This window comes from Vibrio marisflavi CECT 7928, from assembly GCF_921294215.1.
GTDB lineage: Bacteria > Pseudomonadota > Gammaproteobacteria > Enterobacterales > Vibrionaceae > Vibrio > Vibrio marisflavi.
This window is the reverse complement of sequence record NZ_CAKLDM010000001.1, coordinates 304,020-320,314: the sequence shown is the minus strand read 5'-3', so window position 1 is coordinate 320,314 and position 16,295 is coordinate 304,020. Positions and strand designations below refer to the sequence as shown.

Genomic DNA, 16,295 nt, shown 5'->3' with positions numbered 1-16,295 from the left:
AGAATCTTTTAGCCTCGCCATATATAGTACTCAATAACCAAATTGTAAGAATTAATTGAATTAATAATGATAAAAGTAGCATTAGTAGACGACCATCCTGTTGTACGTTCTGGTTTTTCTCAATTGTTAGCATTGGAAGAAGATATTGAAATTTGTGGCGAGTACTCATGTGTGCAGGAAGCACTGGACATCCCAAACAACCCTTGTGACATCGTAATCTGTGATATTTCCCTACCAGATGGCAACGGGCTAGAACTAATTCCAACCATTTCCAAACACTGCTCGATAATTATGCTCAGTGTTCATGACAACCCATTGATGATTGAAGACTCGTTGCAGAGAGGTGCAAAAGGTTACTTAAGCAAACGCTGTGGTCCAGATGAAATGGTGACGGCTGTACGTAGTGTCTACCAAGGAAACACTTATTTACCACCTGAACTAGCGGCACAACTAAAGCAAAACCAAAGCGATAACTTATGTCACCTCACCAAACGCGAGCGACAAATTTGCAGCTTGTTGGTTGAGGGTAAAAAAGTCACCACCATTGCTGAAGAGCTAGGATTAAGTTACAAAACCGTTCATGTTCATCGAGCCCATATACTCGATAAAATGGATGTACAAAACACAGTAGAATTGTCACGTAAAGTACTGTCGACATGTTAACTAAGTTTTTTGAACATGCTTGCTGGGCAATGGGCTATGGATTTTTTTGTTTTTCTTTGTTTGGGATAAGTAGCCACTTTACCCATACTTCTTCGCAAGCAATACTCATGTTTCCAACAGGCTTATTTCTATCTATGCTGCTTTGTGTACGCAAACACAACAGGCCGACAATCCTATTAACCCATATCATCACAATTTGGCTAATTTTAGATATGGGACAGGAGACCTTCGCAGCTCTTCCACCGCTTATTACCATTGCTCTGCTCGGATACTTTTTCGTCGAGTACCACCAACGGATAAATACGACCAAGTCTATTCTCCACCAAGCCAGCTTAATTATCATTTGTATAAGCTTAATGAGCTGGGCAATTACTGGGATCTATGGCGAACTAAATAGCATAGGGGCTTTATCGCTATTGGCGCCACTCACTGCTTTTGTCTTGTTGTTTCCAGCAGTCTATCTAATTAGAAACTTTCTAGCTTCTAATCAATGGGTTCCACATGCTCCTAATCGTACTAACTCCCCCTCCTCAAGAATTGAAACACGCCAAATCCTGCTTTTTGTCATCCTGTTTTCTTCCAGTATAGCGATACAACTATTTCTTCCATTAGATCTAGAAAGGCTAAGGCTTATTTTAATTCAAATACCACTCATTTTCTTTGCCTATCGCTTTGGCTGGCAAGGCGCTGCAATAGTCTCTATTTTAAACGCAATACTTCTCTCTGTTAGTGAGTTCTACAGTGGCATCACAATCAATGCCACCGATACTATGTTGTCTATGTTGTTCCAATCACTACTAGGGCTAGGTGTCGGCTTATCAATGACTAAACAACGTTTACTTACATCTAAATTGGCATCTATAAATCAGTCACTGTCTTCGCAACTAGACCAAAATAAACTATTAACAAAAGAGTTAGTAAACAGTGAAGAAGCTATAAGACATGAAATAGCGCAAGAGTTGCATGACGACATTGGCCAAAATATAACTGCAATAAGAACGCAGGCTATGATTATGCAAAAGCTAAAGCCCTCTGACACGCTAAAGCAGCATATAGGACTAATACAGGGTACAGCTCTAAATGTATACGATACTATTCATTCCCTTTTGCACAGATTGCGGCCCAAAGCACTGGATGACTTAGGCCTCAAGCCTGCCATTGAGCAGCTTCTGGTAGCTATGTGTATAGAAAAGCTAGGTATTCAACACCAACTAACCTATAACATTCGCAATCACTCGTTGAGCAAAGTTCATGAAATCACTATATATCGAATGATTCAAGAATCACTGAACAATTGCTTGAAATATGCTAACGCTAAAAATGTTGAAATTTCGTTGACCGAAAGCACTTCACATTACCAACTATCAATTCATGATGACGGTTCTGGGTTCGACCCTCAAAAAGTTAACTATGGTCAAGGTATCCGTGGACTAAGAGAACGTGCTGAAGCTTTAGGCGGGACATTTAACATCACAAGCATTTCAGGTACACATATAGACATAAACCTCCCTTTTACTCGCAGTAGCTCAAAATAAAATGGTTCAAATATGACCGACTCAAGCACAACTACCGAGACATTTGATAGCCATATTGCGTCTGTAAGCAGTAGGTATCGATATTGGCGTTTACACTTGTTAGCCAATATGTACTTAGGCTATGCCGTGTTTTATTTTACGCGTAAGAACTTCAACTATGCATTACCAGCCATCGTCGCAGATCTGGGTATAAAGACGTCTGATATCGGGATGCTAGGTACTCTGTTCTATTTTACTTATGGCATTTCAAAATTTGTTTGTGGCATTATTGGCGATCGTTCTAATCCCCGCTATTTTATGGGGATCGGACTAATTGCGTCTGGCGTTATAAATATATTTTTTGGTCTAAGTAGTTCGCTTTTCACTATGGCAACGCTATGGTTACTAAACGCATTTTTCCAAGCATGGGGCTGGCCATCTTGCGCGCAGCTTCTGAACTCTTGGTATTCTAGAAATGAGCGAGGATTATGGTGGTCAGTATGGAATACCTCACATAATATTGGTGGTGCACTCATCCCAATTTTGGTTGGTATATTAGTTCTTCATCACAACTGGCGTTGGGCTATGATAGTTCCAGGAATAGTCGCTGTCTTAGTTGGACTGTATCTGTGTTGGCGATTGAGAGGTAGACCAAAAACACTTGGACTGCCGAGCATTGGGCAGTGGCGTCAAGACCAGCAAGAACTCACCCATGAATCTCTTGAGCCCAACTTAAAACAAGGGACTATTCTGTCTCGCTATATTTTCAAGAATAAGTATATATGGTTATTAGCAGGCTCTTATTTTACCGTCTACATTGTACGTGTTGCCATAAACGACTGGGGCAGTCTCTATTTTGTTCAGCAAAAAGGATACTCCATTTTAGAAGCTAACACCGTGTTAAGTTTTTTTGAATTCGGGGGAATATTTGGCTCTCTCGTAGCTGGTTGGGGATCTGACCACTTTTTCTCAGGCAATCGTACTCCGATGAATATCCTATTTTCTCTCGGTATCGTCGTCTCTGTATTTTCTCTTTGGCTATTACCCTATGGCGGATTTGAAACCCAAGCCATTGGACTATTTATTGTGGGATTTTTCGTCTTTGGTCCACAGATGCTAATTGGAATGGCTGCAGCAGAATATTCACATAAATTATCACCAGGTGCGGCAACAGGTTTCATTGGCTTGTTCGGATACTTAGGTGCTGCTATCGCATCTTATCCTATCTCACTTATCATCGAACATTGGTCTTGGGGAAGCTATTTTATCACGTTGAGTATGGCTGCAGGCTTTGCTGGAATCTTCTTGTTACCTATCTTGAACAATCAACATCAAACATAGTTATGTCATCAGACAAGTAGATCGAAGATCAGCTAAATGCGTTAGTGACTATGCCAATATAGAGCTGGGCTTAAGCCAGCCCAGCTCATTTTAAGGTTGCGCATTGGTTAACGCCTATTTAATTCTCAACATCCCTACTGCAACAAAGAGAGAATCAATGTCGCGAGAATCAGCATAAACGCGCCGCCAATACGTGAAGAGATCTGAGCAAATGGCATAAGCTCCATTCTCTTACAGGCAGCAAGTACTGCGACATCGCCTGTTCCGCCCATGTTTGCCATGCAAAGACCTGCAGTGATTGACGCTTCGATAGGATGAAAGCCCATTAAGCGGCCAATGATGCCAGTGCCAACAATCGCACCAACAACTGTTGCAAGCACAAGCAGCAAGTACATCAAGCTCAGTGAGTTAATGATTTGGTTTAAATCGGTATACACGACGCCAATGCCAACCAGCAGAGCGGGCGTAAGGTTTTTCACCACAAATTGATACCAAGAGTGCGCCGCTTTTTCCAAGTTTCTTGGCATTACGCCGACCACTTTAATAATAGCGACAAAGATGATCATGATTGCGTAAGTATGAATTGGGATATAGTCCGAAAGCACCACGCCAACGAAAAACATCGAAACTGCAATCAAAGCGCCAATACCCAAAGATTCAATGGATACTCCACCTTCTGATTCTTCCTCTTGTTCTGTTTTAACTTGTTGGTTGCCTCTCATCAGTTTGCCATTGCCTGTAAGCGATGGGTATTTGTTACCCAGCTTATTTAAAAGACCCGCCATCACAATCGCAATCGCATTACCAATAGCTAGAGCTGGTACCATCTTCGACATTAACATTTCGGCAGACGTACCCGTATTGCCAGACATGATTTCAACTAACGGTACAGCGCCTGCTCCCATTCCACCGCCCATAATTGGCAATGCAATCAGCATGATTGAATCGAAAAAACCATCGCCAAGCAAAAAGCCCGCAAGGCCGGCGAATAGAAACGAACAAGCAACGCCACCTAAAATCACTGGAATGTAACGCAGTGCCGATTTCTTTAATACCTCTCTGTCCATGCCTAAGATAGAACCAGTTACTAAACTGGCAATAAAGAAAGAAAGGAACCCACCACTTTTCATGAACGTGGTGACGTTAGCAGTAATTTCCGGCGCGACAACGTCACTATGAAAAAAGTATGAAGAGCCAAAAATGATGACTATTGCTCCACCACCGAAATACTGATTGATAATTGGCGTTTTGTCTCCCACAACGTTCAAGATATAGCCGACCACCGCCATAACGCCCACAGCACCAATAATGCCTGTTGGCATTTTGTTCATTAATATGGCAGTTAAAATCAACGCGCCCATAACAAAGAACACAAGATTTGAGGGTTTTCTTTCACTTAAATTTATTGTTTCTACATTACTGGAGTGCATTATTTATCGCCTCTTTTTTAATTGTCGCAAGGAGGCTATCACGTGCAACAAGAAGATAAATTGCACCATACCATTCGGTAACTTAATCGTAGTTTTGTAACTTTTGTAAGTGCCTTCTCAAATTGTGGTTTTTCTTCCCTCCCTCGCCCTAAAAGACGCGATGTTTGAATGATCTCTTTAGCACAACTCCCTACAATAGACCGTCACGTAGAGCAGGCGCCGTAGCACTCGAACAATCATGAAAATTAAGAATTATTTAGCTATCACAACAGCAGCAACGTCATTTGCAATTATTGTTGCTGTTACTGCCGCGATTTTTTTCTTAATGCAAACCTCTTATCAAGACGGTATCAAGCAAAAAGGCATGGAGCTTGCGAAAGTCATCGCACTGGATCCAATAGTGATTGGCGCTCTGGAAGATAGATCTACGAACTCCCAACCAGAGTTGCAGCAATATATCGAACACCTTAGAGAACAAACCAATGCTTCATACATCGTCATAACCGATAAAGCGGCTATTCGATTAAGTCATCCCGACAATCAAAAAATTGGGCATCATTTTGTCGGTGAAGACATTTATACCGCTTTAAATAACGGGGTGGAATACAGCACCATTTCCAAAGGCTCGATGGGTAAAGCTATCCGAAACTTTGCCCCCATAATCTACCAAGGAAAAGTGATTGGTGTGGTCTGCATCGGTTACTTGCTTGAGAAAACATCGACAGTTTTCATGCAGCAATTTGGCACCATTGGGCTGCTGATTGGCGGTGTGTTTATTTTGTGTGTCACCATGATGATAATTTTGCTGTTCAAACTGAAACGCACATTTTTGGATTTTGAACCTGAATTCGTAGTACGAAAATTTCGCGAGCACGAGCTGGTGTTTGACAGTATTCAAGATGCAATATTAGCGGTTGATAGCGAGATGAACATCACCACCATCAACGACAATGCGATCAAGCTGTTATCCAATGGACAACTTGGCAAATACGATTGCATTCGTCAGCCGTTATCGCAGTTTTCCACTCAACTCAGTCACTTTGTTTTGCATAATCTAGATAGCTTCCAGCAGCAAGATTTTACTATTGGAACAATAGATATACGCGCCAACCTATACCCTATTCGAAGTAGTAAGAAGCTAACCGGGCACGCATTAGTGCTATTGACTCAGTTTAAGCAAAATGAATTGCAAAAAGAGCTGCTGTACATGAAGAACTACGCTCATATCCTGCGTAGTAAAACACATGAATACTCGAACAAGCTAAATGTCATTTCCGGTATGTTGCAGATGGACAAAAGCGCTGAAGCCATTGAGTTTATCCAACAAGAAACCGACTGCTATCAATCTGTCATTCGCGATATCGTTACTTCACTTTCTGACAGTGTGGTCGCGGGGTTGATTCTAGCCAAGTTCAACAAAGCACTCGATATGAATGTGCGTTTCAATATCGACAAAGATAGCTGCCTAGAAAGCTATGCCAAAGCAGCATCTGAAAAGCTGGTCACCATTGTCGGCAACTTGCTAGACAATGCGCTTCTTGCAGCGTGGCAAAACCGAGAACAGTCTGAGCCAGAGCTGAACGTGTATTTGAGCGACCGCGGCAGCCAAATTGTTATAGAAGTTGAAGATAGTGGCGTAGGGGTTAGTCCAGAGCTAGCCGACAGTATTCTCGATTTTGGTGTCACATCCAAAATGAACGACGAGCAAAATGGTGTGGGGCTGTATTTAGTTAAACAGTGGGTCGACTACTTTAAAGGCAGCGTTGAATGGGACCGAAGCGATCATAATACCACTATTTTCAGCATTTACTTGGATAAAAACAGCGTAGAAAGTTATGAATAAGATCCCCGTGATGATCGTCGAAGACGATGTTCGAGCAATCTATACCCTAGAGTCAACCATCAACCAGCATGCCCAATTTCAAGTAGTGGCGGTGAGCGAAAGTATCTCCGACGCAAAGATGCAATTTGAACTCTATACACCGACCCTTTGTTTCGTCGATATTAGCCTGCCCGACGGCAATGGTGTCGAGTTTATCGGCGAGCAGCGCAAGAAAAATACGCTGTGTGATTTCATTATCACAACCGCAGAGAAAGACTGCTCGACGGTGAAAAAATCGGTACAACTTGGTGTTTGTGACTACCTTGTAAAGCCATTGAGAATGTCACGTGTAATGCAGTCACTTGATGATTTTATTCCCTATCGCCAACAACTCGATGGAAAGAATGAGCTCAACCAAGGCGATATTGACTCCTTGTTTGGTAAATCTTCATTGAGTAAACCTCGACAGACACCTAAAGGGATTGATGATAGAACCCTGTCTTCAGTGAGACAGCTGATTCAACAAAACAAGATGAATAACTTTTCAGCCGATGAAATTGGCAAGAAAATGCAGGTGAGCCGAGTGACAGCAAGGCGCTACCTAGAATTCTTAGAATCCGAAGGCGAAATCAGCTTAATTTTAAACTACAACACCGGCGGAAGGCCCAGTCGATTGTACCAAGTCAATGGAGACTAAAGTTATCCTAAGCAAGCGCTTTACATTTTATTGCTAACATAACCACAAGCTACTAAAAATCTAGCCATCCAATAAATAGGATAAAACAAGAGTGTTAAAAGCATCTGGCTGTTCGACGAACATAAAATGGTTGCCTCCCTCTTGCTCTTCAAACACAACTAATTGGGAGCCGGGTACTTTTTCTTTCATCCACTCGTGCGATTGCCACGGGTGAAGGCTAGCTCTGCCAGTAATGAATAGTGTTTCCAGTTTGAGCTTACCGATTACATCTCTAAAGTCTTGGCAAATGTTATTCAAGTATAATCGACTCGCGGCAAATCCTGGGATATCCATACACTTGATAAGGAACTGCTTTTGCTCGGACGTCGCATACTTCGTTGTCATCGCTTCGACAATATTACTCGCTATTTCAGTCGGGTTCGCTGTCAAAAACTGATTGGTTAACTGATGGAGTCCATTTGCTTCATAGATAGCGCCCAACTGAGTTTTCTCATTTTCACTCCAATCAGGGTTGACCAGTAACACTGGCGGCTCGTCAATGACGATCAGTTTGTTAATTCGCTCTGTCCCGAATAGATCTACGTAGTTGTAGATCATTGCTGCCCCTAAAGAGTGTGCGATGAAGTGAGCCGTTTCAACTTGTAAATGATTAAGTAAATCATCTAAGTCTTTTGCAAATCGGCTCACTCGATAGCCGTATTCTACTTTTTCTGACAGCCCGTGCCCTCTTTTATCAAGGCTAATCACAGTGAAATGTTGGCTTAACACTTCAATTTGCTTTCTAAATACTTCGGCGCTAAAGCCACCACCGGGTAACAGTATCAAAACAGGCCCACTACCTGCTTGCAAGTAGTGCAATTTTACGTGGTCATTGGTACAGAAATATTTTGATTGCACTTCAGACATTTTACGTTCCTTAGAAAATACTTGGTAAAACATTGGCTAAGAGTAATATGGGCAATAACTAATATTTGCTTCGCAATTACTCAACAGAGTGAATAATGTAGTAAATAGAAAAACTGACTGTTCATTGGGGGTAAAATTAATGTCAGATAGGCTGTATGGCCTAACATCCACTCTTTCATAGAAACAATTCAAGACTGAACTCACACTTTTGCACCTTTAAAGTCATTTCCCTAATCCCTATAGGAAAAATTCTCATGTCTTCTAATACGTGGACGATTAGCATTCCTGTCAGACAAGCTTTTAATAAAAATAACCTCTGCTTTAGATAGGAAATCGTTATGTTAAAATTCCTGGAACAGGTCCGTCTTCCTACCCTCGACCTACCTTTAGAAATCCGCAAAAAAATGTGGCTCAAACGGTTTATGTATTCGTATGCTGTTGTCTTTCTCAGCTACATGGCGATGTACTTTATTCGCAAAAACTTCAACATTGCCCAAGTGGATATGATTAATAAATATGGTCTGTCGATGACCGAATTAGGTTTGATTGGCCTTGGCTTCTCGATTACCTACGGAATCGGTAAAACGGTGATGAATTACTACGCCGATGGCAAGAACAGCAAACAGTTTTTGCCGTTTATGCTTATCCTCTCAGGTATTGCTATGATTGGCTTTAGTATCGCGATGGGCGGCGGACTTATTAACCTGATCTTCATGATCGGTTTCTACTCACTAAGCGGCCTATTCCAAAGTGTCGGTGGCTCAAACAGTGTCACAACCATTACCAAATGGACGCCAAAAAACAAACGTGGCTCATTCGTTGGCCTTTGGAACATGTCGCACAACATCGGTGGTGCAGGTGCCGCAGCGGTAGCATTATTTGGTGCAAACTACCTATTTAATGGCGATGTGATTGGTATGTTTATCTTCCCTTCCGCAATTGCTCTAGTAATCGGGTGTATCGGCTTGTTCGTGGGAAATGACTCTCCAGAAGCATACGGCTTAGGCCCTGTAGAAGAGTTGTTTGATGAAGAAATTGGTGAAGAAGACCAAAAAGCTGAAGATGACAAGATGACTAAATGGCAAATCTTCGTTGAGTTTGTGTTAAAAAACAAAGTCATCTGGCTACTATGCTTTGCCAACGTATTCCTATATGTCGTACGTATCGGTATCGACCAATGGTCTACTGTATATGCCTATCAAGAACTTGGCTTGTCCAAAGAAGTTGCTATTCAAGGCTTCACAATGTTTGAAGTGGGAGCCCTTGTAGGAACGTTAATGTGGGGTTTCCTCTCTGACTTAGCAAACGGTCGCCGTGGCCTTACTTCATGTGTTTCGCTAGCACTCATTATCTTTACTCTATCTATCTACCAACACGCGAATACTGAGTTTACTTATCTAGCATCTCTTTTCGCTCTAGGGTTCTTAGTCTTTGGTCCTCAATTACTAATCGGTGTTGCAGCTATTGGCTTTGTACCGAAAAAAGGCCTAAGTGCGGCAGATGGTATTAAAGGTACTTTTGCTTACCTAATTGGCGACAGCTTCGCAAAACTTGGTCTTGGCCTGATTGCTGACGGTACACCAATTTTCGGCCTAACTGGCTGGGCTGGAACCTTCGCAGCACTTGATACGGCTGCTGCATGTTGCTTGGTATTGATGGCCTTTGTAGCCGTAGCTGAAGAAAAGAAAATTCGCAAAGCCAAAAAGAAACACCTGCAAGCCATCCAAGCAAGCTAAATCAATGTAACAAATGGAATATAAATCAGGGGCAGCTAAACCGCCCCTGAATTTTTTCAAATTTAAAATAAGGATATAGAAATGAAAAAACTAACCGCAGCGATTAGCGCAGCACTTTTGTTATCTCCTCTATCTGCTTTCGCTGAAAACACTTTGGTCATTGATGCTGGTAGTTCTGGCTCAAGGCTTTATGACTACCAATATCACTACGACACAGAACGTAACGGATTCCCAACCATTGATAGCAGTGACAGTACCAAGGTTTCTGGTGGTATTCAGGATGTCAGCAGTACCGATCTTGACGCTTACTTAACTGAGCTGTTTGCCAATGTTTCTGGCTCTCCGGAGCGCATTGATTTTTACTCGACTGCGGGAATGAGGCTGATTTCTGCTCCGCAAAGAGATGAAACCAACGCATCAGTAAAAAGTTGGATTGAAACTCGCTACCCAGCCGCTACCGTCAGCGTTAAAACAATCAGTGGTCAAACAGAAGGTGCGTACGCGTGGCTTGCTGCAAACTACCTTAACGGCGCTTTGGAAAGCGAAAGTGAAACTAAAGGTATCATGGATTTAGGCGGTGCTTCTACTCAAATTACTTTCGAGCAAGATGGTCCAGACTCTATCACTGTAAATAGTGGCAATCACAGCTATCAGCTTTCTTCTACCAGCTTCCTTGGGATGGGGCAAGATCAAGCATTAGGCCAATTTATGAACGATCCTTACTGCTTCCCAGAAGGCTATACATTGCCAAATGGTGAACTTGGTAACGGCGGCTTTGATGGCTGCGTAGAGCACACAAACAAGTTGATTCAAAAAGTTCACGGTGTGAAGTCCAAAGTGGGCCTTAAGATGCCTGTTCAAGATTTCTATTCCATCGCTGGCTTCTATTACACCGCGGGAGAGCTTAACCTAACCGACAACTTCTCGATCGCAAACCTAGCCGTTGAGGGTAAAAAATTCTGTAAAAGCGATTGGAATAGCCTAACTGATGGATCGGCAGGTTACGCAGTTAATGATTATCTTTATACGTACTGCTTTAATGCAGCGTATCAATATACATTGTTGTCTAGGGGCTACCAAATGACCGATGCCAACAATGCAATTGCTCCTACTAAAAAAATCAATGACCAAAGTATTAGTTGGACTTTAGGCCCGATTCTTTCTCCAACATTGTAAAGGCATAAACCTTCTTTCAAAAAGAATCAGGATAATTTGTGTAAAGTAAAATAGCTGATAAGTACAAAGCCTGATATATAAGCTAAAACAGAGAATAAGTGAACCATGTATATATCCTAGGGGTAGAAGGCCCCTAGGATATATCAATAAAGCAATGAACACTTAAATTATGGTTACTTCTTAGTTTAGCTTTATAATTGTGTCATCTATCATTTATTGATAACTCGCCATTTCTCCTACTTAATTTCTATTTTATAAAGCAGCCTAAATATTTATTTAGGGCATTGTCCTCTTTCATCCCCATTACCATGGTTTAAATTCACTATGAATAGAAATATAACGCAAAATTGCTCTGTAAAAATTAATAGAAAACTTGATGCTGATTATCGCCGCTACCGCTGGCAAATTATCGTCACAACATTTATGGTTTATACAGTTATGTATATTAGCCGAAAATCCTTTTCAGCCGTAGCACCAATGCTAATGTCTGATTTAGGTATGACTGCCGTTCAGTTTGGCTTTGCTTCTTCGGTTTATTATATTCTGTATGGTGTAGCAAAATTCTCATCTGGTCTTGCTGCGGACCGCATTAGCCCTAGGTTAATGCTGGCTCCAATCCTAATCATTATCTCGGTAATCAGTGCTGGTATTGGTGCAAGTAATAATGTCACTATGCTTTTGACCATGTACTGTCTAATGGCAGTCGTCCAAGGGTGTGGTTTTCCACCAATAGCTAAAGCGCTTTCTCAGTGGTATTCAAAAAGCGAACGTGGTGGCTGGTACTCTATATGGAATACTTCCCACAATGTTGGAGGTGCTCTAGCTCCGTTAATCGCTTCCGGTGTGATTGCGACTACAGGTGACTGGCGGATGGCATTCTACGTACCTGCTATCATAACAGCGATCCAAGCAATTTTAGCTGCCATCTTTATGAAAGGTTCACCAGAGTCATGTGGTTTACCTAACGTTGGTGAATGGAAAAATGATAAGAAACAATTGGAAATAAACGCTAATTCTGAAACCAACTTGTCTCTATGGGTAATGTTCAAGCGCTACATTTTAACTAACCCTATCATATGGCTAGCAGTCGGCGGTGACCTATGTATCTACATCATACGCACTGTGACGAACGACTGGGTTGTTGTTTACTTTGTTAAAGAGTTGGGTTGGGATCTTGTCAAATCGAACAGCTTAGTATCTTGGTTCGAAATTGGTGGTATTCTCGGTGGGCTATCTTCAGGGTTCATTTCTGATAAGCTCTTTCAGGCAGACCGCTGGAAAACGATTTTGATATATTGCCTAGTCTTGGTGGCGGGCATGGTTGGCGTTGTCATTAGCATAAACCTAAGCTACTTTATTCTCTCATTGTGTTTCTTTGTTATTGGCGTTGGTATCTACGCACCACAAATGTTGTTTGCGCTAGGTATCATTGAAGCCGCCCACTCTGATGGCGCAGGTGCAGCAACAGGGTTAAAAGGTGGTATTACATACATTGGTGCTGCACTTGCTGGCGCTCCTATCGCCATCATGCAAACTTCATATGGATGGTCTGGTGTCTTTACCGTGTTAAGTGTCATTTCATTTTTGTTAATCGCAATGACAATTGCGATTATTAAGATAGAGCGGACTTACAAACCCCATACAGATTAGCTTCCAAACACAGCTAGGGCACTCTGACATTATTGAATGTCTGCAAGCCCTAGCTGCCTTTGAATTTCACTATAAGCTATCTAACGTTGCTCTATGCAGACCAAGCTTAATTAACTGTTATTGAAATAAAATATCCAATCGTGGTTGCAGATACCACTCCAATAAAGCCCGGCATGATAAAGCTGTGGTTTAGTACATATTTACCAATTCGCGTAGTGCCTGATCGGTCGAAAGTAATTGCGGCAAGATCGCTTGGGTAGAATGGGAAAAAGAAATAAGCATAGCAGGCAGGTATGACACCAATAATTACTGGAGCAGGTATTCCCAATGAAAACGCTAACGGCAACATAATGGTTAACACGGCAGCTTGGCTTTTCAGGAACACCGAAGCGGCAAACATAGCAATGGCAAACGTCCAAGGGTGAGAATGAACAATATCACTAACTAATTCAATTAAATAAGGCTTGTTGTAATTGATGATGGTGTTACTCATCCAAGCGATACCGAAAATAATGATTACGGCCGTCATGCCTGCTATGAACACATTTGTCGTGACGATTTTCTTTGGCTCAATTTTGGTCGACATCAAAATAATTGCGCCCACCGAGAGCATTAAGAACTCGATTGCAACTGACATTTTCACGCCATCGGGCAATAGACCTAACGACTTATTGAACATTGCGACAAAAACAACCGATAAAATACCTAACACAAAAATCGATAAACCAACCCTTGCCTTTTTGTCTGCTGCGCTATCTTCTTCAGCAGAAACACTAGGAGAAGAGTCAACCAAGCTATTGCGAAACTCTTCATCTTGGCAACGCTCTTGAAACTCGGTGTCTTTGTCTAAGTCTTTGCCTCTTTTTAAGCTCCATGTGCAAGCAATTAAGATTCCGCACAAAGTAGCAGGTATTGTCACTTTTAGTACGTCAACTAAACCAATGTCCAAATGGTTATCAACAGCTGTGGCCATCACTACTGCCGCTGCCGCCGCGATAGGACTTGCTGTAATACCCATTTGAGATGCAACCGTCGCCATCGCCATCGGGCGTTCAGGACGAATCCCTTTTTTATAAGCCACATCATAAATAACAGGCAAAAGTGGATAAACAGAATGCCCGGTTCCAACAAGAACAGTCAGTGAATAAGTACAAAGTGGTCCTAGAAAAACGATTTGGCTAGGGTGCTTACGAAGTAACCTCTCGGCGTATTTTACCAATAAGTTTAGTCCGCCCGTTGCTTCTAATGTTGCAGATGCGGCGACCACCGCCATAATTATGAGCATCACACTGACGGGAGGGGTGCCCGGTGTTACTCCAAAGAAGAACGCTAGTACGGATACTCCTAACCCTCCCAATAAACCAAACGCGATTCCACCATACCGAATACCCACAAATATAACGGCGAGTAATAGCAATAAATGAACATAAAACATACATCATCCTTAATACAATTATTCCACTACGACAATAGATTGAGTAAAGGTCAATGTTATTACTATTAGATTAAATCATATTGATATTAAACAATATTAGATAAGTTGGATTATTGATTATTATAATGATCTATATAATTGTTGAACATTAATTTCTATATTTGTGATGAACTAAGTTGAAATAATATGAGCCATAGTTTTATTAAATTAGGGGACTAATAACACTGAAGATAATAAGAGGTACAACTCCTTAGCCACACCCATTTCAAAAAAAACATCTGTTAGGAAAACGATGAACTTTCTGGGACATCAACCGATACACCCCCGAACACCATTAAATTAGATAATAGTAAGACTACAGACCTACACATCAGCTATAGAAATGCAATGTATTGCTTAAGCAGAAAAGTATACGATTATGTTATAAAAAACACACCAGCCCGCTCATTATTTAATCGCCAAGCAAATAACTTAACCAAAAAATGACACATAGTCGTGATAACCTTCACAACCTTTGTTAACTTTTTCTTATTTGTTTTAAACTTTCGGAAATCGCCTGTTAACCTTCTTCGCTGTTTCAGAATAAGTCTGGATCATTATAAGAAAAAGGAGTGTTCACAATGAATACCAAAAAGCCAATGTCTCTTACCGGGCGCGTCATCCTTGGTATGGTCGCCGGTATTTTGACGGGGTTCGTCATTCGAACTTTATTCGCTGACAACGGATTTGTTGATAACTATCTAGTTCACGGGTTGTTTGAAGTCGGTGGAAAAATTTTCATCGCAAGTTTAAAAATGCTAGTTGTTCCTCTCGTGTTTGTTTCCCTAGTATGTGGAACAAGCTCACTGAAGGACCTCTCTACGTTGGGTCGTATGGGTGGTAAAACGCTAGGGTTGTATGTTGGTACTACCGCTGTTGCAATTACGTTAGCGCTGACTATGGGTACTATTTTCCAGCCAGGTGCAGGTGCTGATTTAGCAGCAGCTACTACTTTCGCGTCGACCGAAGCTCCTTCTTTAGGTCAGGTTATCGTGAACATGTTCCCGACTAACCCTATCAATGCAATGGCACAAGGAAATACTCTACAAATCATTGTATTCGCAATCCTTTTTGGTATTGCAATCAGTGCTGCAGGAAAACCAGGCGAGCGCATCGCAGCAGTGTTTGCCGACCTAAATGAAGTCATCATGAAGCTTGTTGCTCTACTAATGCACATTGCTCCGTACGGCGTATTCTTCTTGATGGCGAAACTGTTTACTGGCCTAGGCATCGAAGCCATCTTTAACTTAGCAGCTTACTTCGCTGTTCTAGCAGGCACACTGCTTATCCACGGTTTTGTAACCTACGGTTTGATGCTAAAAGGCTTCACTGGTCTAAATCCATTTACTTTCTTCAAGAAAATGGAAGATGCAGTTATGTTCGCTTTCTCTACAGCATCATCAAATGCGACTATTCCTGTAACTATGGAAACGGCGAAAAACCGCATGGGTGTTGACAACAAAGTCGCATCATTCACGGTTCCACTAGGCGCTACAATTAACATGGACGGCACCGCAATCATGCAGGGCGTTGCGACAGTGTTCATCGCTCAAGCGTTTAACGTTGATCTATCCATGACGGATTACCTAACTGTTATCTTAACAGCAACGCTTGCTTCGATTGGTACTGCGGGTGTTCCAGGTGTTGGTCTAATCATGCTGGCTATGGTTCTTAACCAAGTTGGTCTACCACTAGAAGGCATTGCACTTATCATGGGTGTTGACCGTCTACTCGATATGATTCGTACTGCAGTTAACATCACTGGAGACAGTGTCGTAACTATTATTGTGGGCAAATCAGAAGGTGCGTTCGACCAAACACGATTTGAAGATCCAAAAGCGGGTGAAAAGGAAGAAAAAGTCCACCTTTCCCACGCACAATAATCT

12 protein-coding genes are annotated in these 16,295 nt (G+C 41.8%); 9 read left to right on the top strand and 3 right to left on the bottom strand.

Annotated features, from left to right (window positions below; genetic code table 11):
• The first annotated feature begins 66 nt into the window (after positions 1 to 66).
• Genes L7A31_RS01440 through uhpC form a run of 3 tightly spaced genes read left to right on the top strand, consistent with a single transcriptional unit; the run spans position 67 to position 3,518 of the window.
• Positions 67 to 663, top strand: a complete 597-nt coding sequence (locus tag L7A31_RS01440) for a response regulator (protein WP_237359716.1) — start codon at positions 67 to 69, stop codon at positions 661 to 663.
• Complete coding sequence (gene uhpB / locus L7A31_RS01435; RefSeq protein WP_237359715.1) at positions 657 to 2,198, top strand: signal transduction histidine-protein kinase/phosphatase UhpB; 1,542 nt, start codon at positions 657 to 659, stop codon at positions 2,196 to 2,198. Before L7A31_RS01440 ends, uhpB begins: the two co-directional genes overlap by 7 nt.
• A 12-nt stretch (positions 2,199 to 2,210) precedes the next feature.
• Positions 2,211 to 3,518, top strand: a complete 1,308-nt coding sequence (gene uhpC / locus L7A31_RS01430) for an MFS transporter family glucose-6-phosphate receptor UhpC (protein ID WP_237359714.1) — start codon at positions 2,211 to 2,213, stop codon at positions 3,516 to 3,518.
• 134 nt (positions 3,519 to 3,652) lie between these two features.
• On the opposite strand, the gene L7A31_RS01425 is transcribed toward uhpC, so the two are convergent.
• Positions 3,653 to 4,948 carry a 2-hydroxycarboxylate transporter family protein gene (locus L7A31_RS01425; protein ID WP_237359713.1) on the bottom strand — a complete coding sequence of 432 codons (1,296 nt, stop codon included), beginning with the start codon at positions 4,946 to 4,948 and terminating at the stop codon, positions 3,653 to 3,655.
• Positions 4,949 to 5,186: 238 nt separating this feature from the next.
• Between L7A31_RS01425 and L7A31_RS01420 the strand changes: the two genes are divergently transcribed.
• On the top strand, positions 5,187 to 6,791 hold the full coding sequence (locus tag L7A31_RS01420) for an ATP-binding protein (RefSeq protein ID WP_237359712.1): 1,605 nt from the start codon (positions 5,187 to 5,189) through the stop codon (positions 6,789 to 6,791).
• Entirely contained in the window at positions 6,784 to 7,467 is a 684-nt protein-coding gene (locus tag L7A31_RS01415) for a response regulator (RefSeq protein ID WP_237359711.1), read from the top strand. Before L7A31_RS01420 ends, L7A31_RS01415 begins: the two co-directional genes overlap by 8 nt.
• A gap of 60 nt (positions 7,468 to 7,527) precedes the next feature.
• On the opposite strand, the gene L7A31_RS01410 is transcribed toward L7A31_RS01415, so the two are convergent.
• On the bottom strand, positions 7,528 to 8,373 hold the full coding sequence (locus L7A31_RS01410; RefSeq protein WP_237359710.1) for an alpha/beta fold hydrolase: 846 nt from the start codon (positions 8,371 to 8,373) through the stop codon (positions 7,528 to 7,530).
• 338 nt (positions 8,374 to 8,711) lie between these two features.
• Between L7A31_RS01410 and uhpT the strand changes: the two genes are divergently transcribed.
• The 3 genes from uhpT (at position 8,712) to L7A31_RS01395 (ending at position 12,935) form a co-directional block, all read left to right on the top strand.
• Positions 8,712 to 10,109, top strand: a complete 1,398-nt coding sequence (gene uhpT / locus L7A31_RS01405; RefSeq protein ID WP_237359709.1) for a hexose-6-phosphate:phosphate antiporter UhpT — start codon at positions 8,712 to 8,714, stop codon at positions 10,107 to 10,109.
• A gap of 81 nt (positions 10,110 to 10,190) precedes the next feature.
• Positions 10,191 to 11,285: an acetate and sugar kinases/Hsc70/actin family protein gene (locus L7A31_RS01400; protein ID WP_237359708.1), complete on the top strand. Its 1,095-nt coding sequence runs from the start codon at positions 10,191 to 10,193 to the stop codon at positions 11,283 to 11,285.
• Positions 11,286 to 11,609: 324 nt separating this feature from the next.
• The gene (locus tag L7A31_RS01395; RefSeq protein ID WP_237359707.1) at positions 11,610 to 12,935 is read left to right on the top strand and encodes an MFS transporter; all 1,326 of its coding nucleotides are present in this window, start codon (positions 11,610 to 11,612) and stop codon (positions 12,933 to 12,935) included.
• A gap of 106 nt (positions 12,936 to 13,041) precedes the next feature.
• Here L7A31_RS01395 and L7A31_RS01390 read toward each other — a convergent pair whose 3' ends face one another.
• Positions 13,042 to 14,370 carry an anaerobic C4-dicarboxylate transporter gene (locus L7A31_RS01390; protein ID WP_237359706.1) on the bottom strand — a complete coding sequence of 443 codons (1,329 nt, stop codon included), beginning with the start codon at positions 14,368 to 14,370 and terminating at the stop codon, positions 13,042 to 13,044.
• Positions 14,371 to 14,990: 620 nt separating this feature from the next.
• Here L7A31_RS01390 and L7A31_RS01385 point away from each other — a divergent pair.
• Positions 14,991 to 16,292: a dicarboxylate/amino acid:cation symporter gene (locus tag L7A31_RS01385; protein ID WP_237359704.1), complete on the top strand. Its 1,302-nt coding sequence runs from the start codon at positions 14,991 to 14,993 to the stop codon at positions 16,290 to 16,292.
• The last annotated feature ends 3 nt before the right edge of the window (positions 16,293 to 16,295 follow it).

Bases quoted from the DNA above. Each gene is read 5' to 3' on its own strand.
- L7A31_RS01440 (WP_237359716.1), top strand. From the start codon at position 67: ATGATAAAAGTAGCATTAGTAGACGACCATCCTGTTGTACGTTCTGGT.
- L7A31_RS01410 (WP_237359710.1), bottom strand. From the start codon at position 8,373: ATGTCTGAAGTGCAATCAAAATATTTCTGTACCAATGACCACGTAAAA.
- uhpC (WP_237359714.1), top strand. From the start codon at position 2,211: ATGACCGACTCAAGCACAACTACCGAGACATTTGATAGCCATATTGCG.
- uhpB (WP_237359715.1), top strand. From the start codon at position 657: ATGTTAACTAAGTTTTTTGAACATGCTTGCTGGGCAATGGGCTATGGA.
- L7A31_RS01385 (WP_237359704.1), top strand. From the start codon at position 14,991: ATGAATACCAAAAAGCCAATGTCTCTTACCGGGCGCGTCATCCTTGGT.
- L7A31_RS01400 (WP_237359708.1), top strand. From the start codon at position 10,191: ATGAAAAAACTAACCGCAGCGATTAGCGCAGCACTTTTGTTATCTCCT.
- L7A31_RS01395 (WP_237359707.1), top strand. From the start codon at position 11,610: ATGAATAGAAATATAACGCAAAATTGCTCTGTAAAAATTAATAGAAAA.
- L7A31_RS01390 (WP_237359706.1), bottom strand. From the start codon at position 14,370: ATGTTTTATGTTCATTTATTGCTATTACTCGCCGTTATATTTGTGGGT.
- L7A31_RS01425 (WP_237359713.1), bottom strand. From the start codon at position 4,948: ATGCACTCCAGTAATGTAGAAACAATAAATTTAAGTGAAAGAAAACCC.
- L7A31_RS01415 (WP_237359711.1), top strand. From the start codon at position 6,784: ATGAATAAGATCCCCGTGATGATCGTCGAAGACGATGTTCGAGCAATC.
- L7A31_RS01420 (WP_237359712.1), top strand. From the start codon at position 5,187: ATGAAAATTAAGAATTATTTAGCTATCACAACAGCAGCAACGTCATTT.
- uhpT (WP_237359709.1), top strand. From the start codon at position 8,712: ATGTTAAAATTCCTGGAACAGGTCCGTCTTCCTACCCTCGACCTACCT.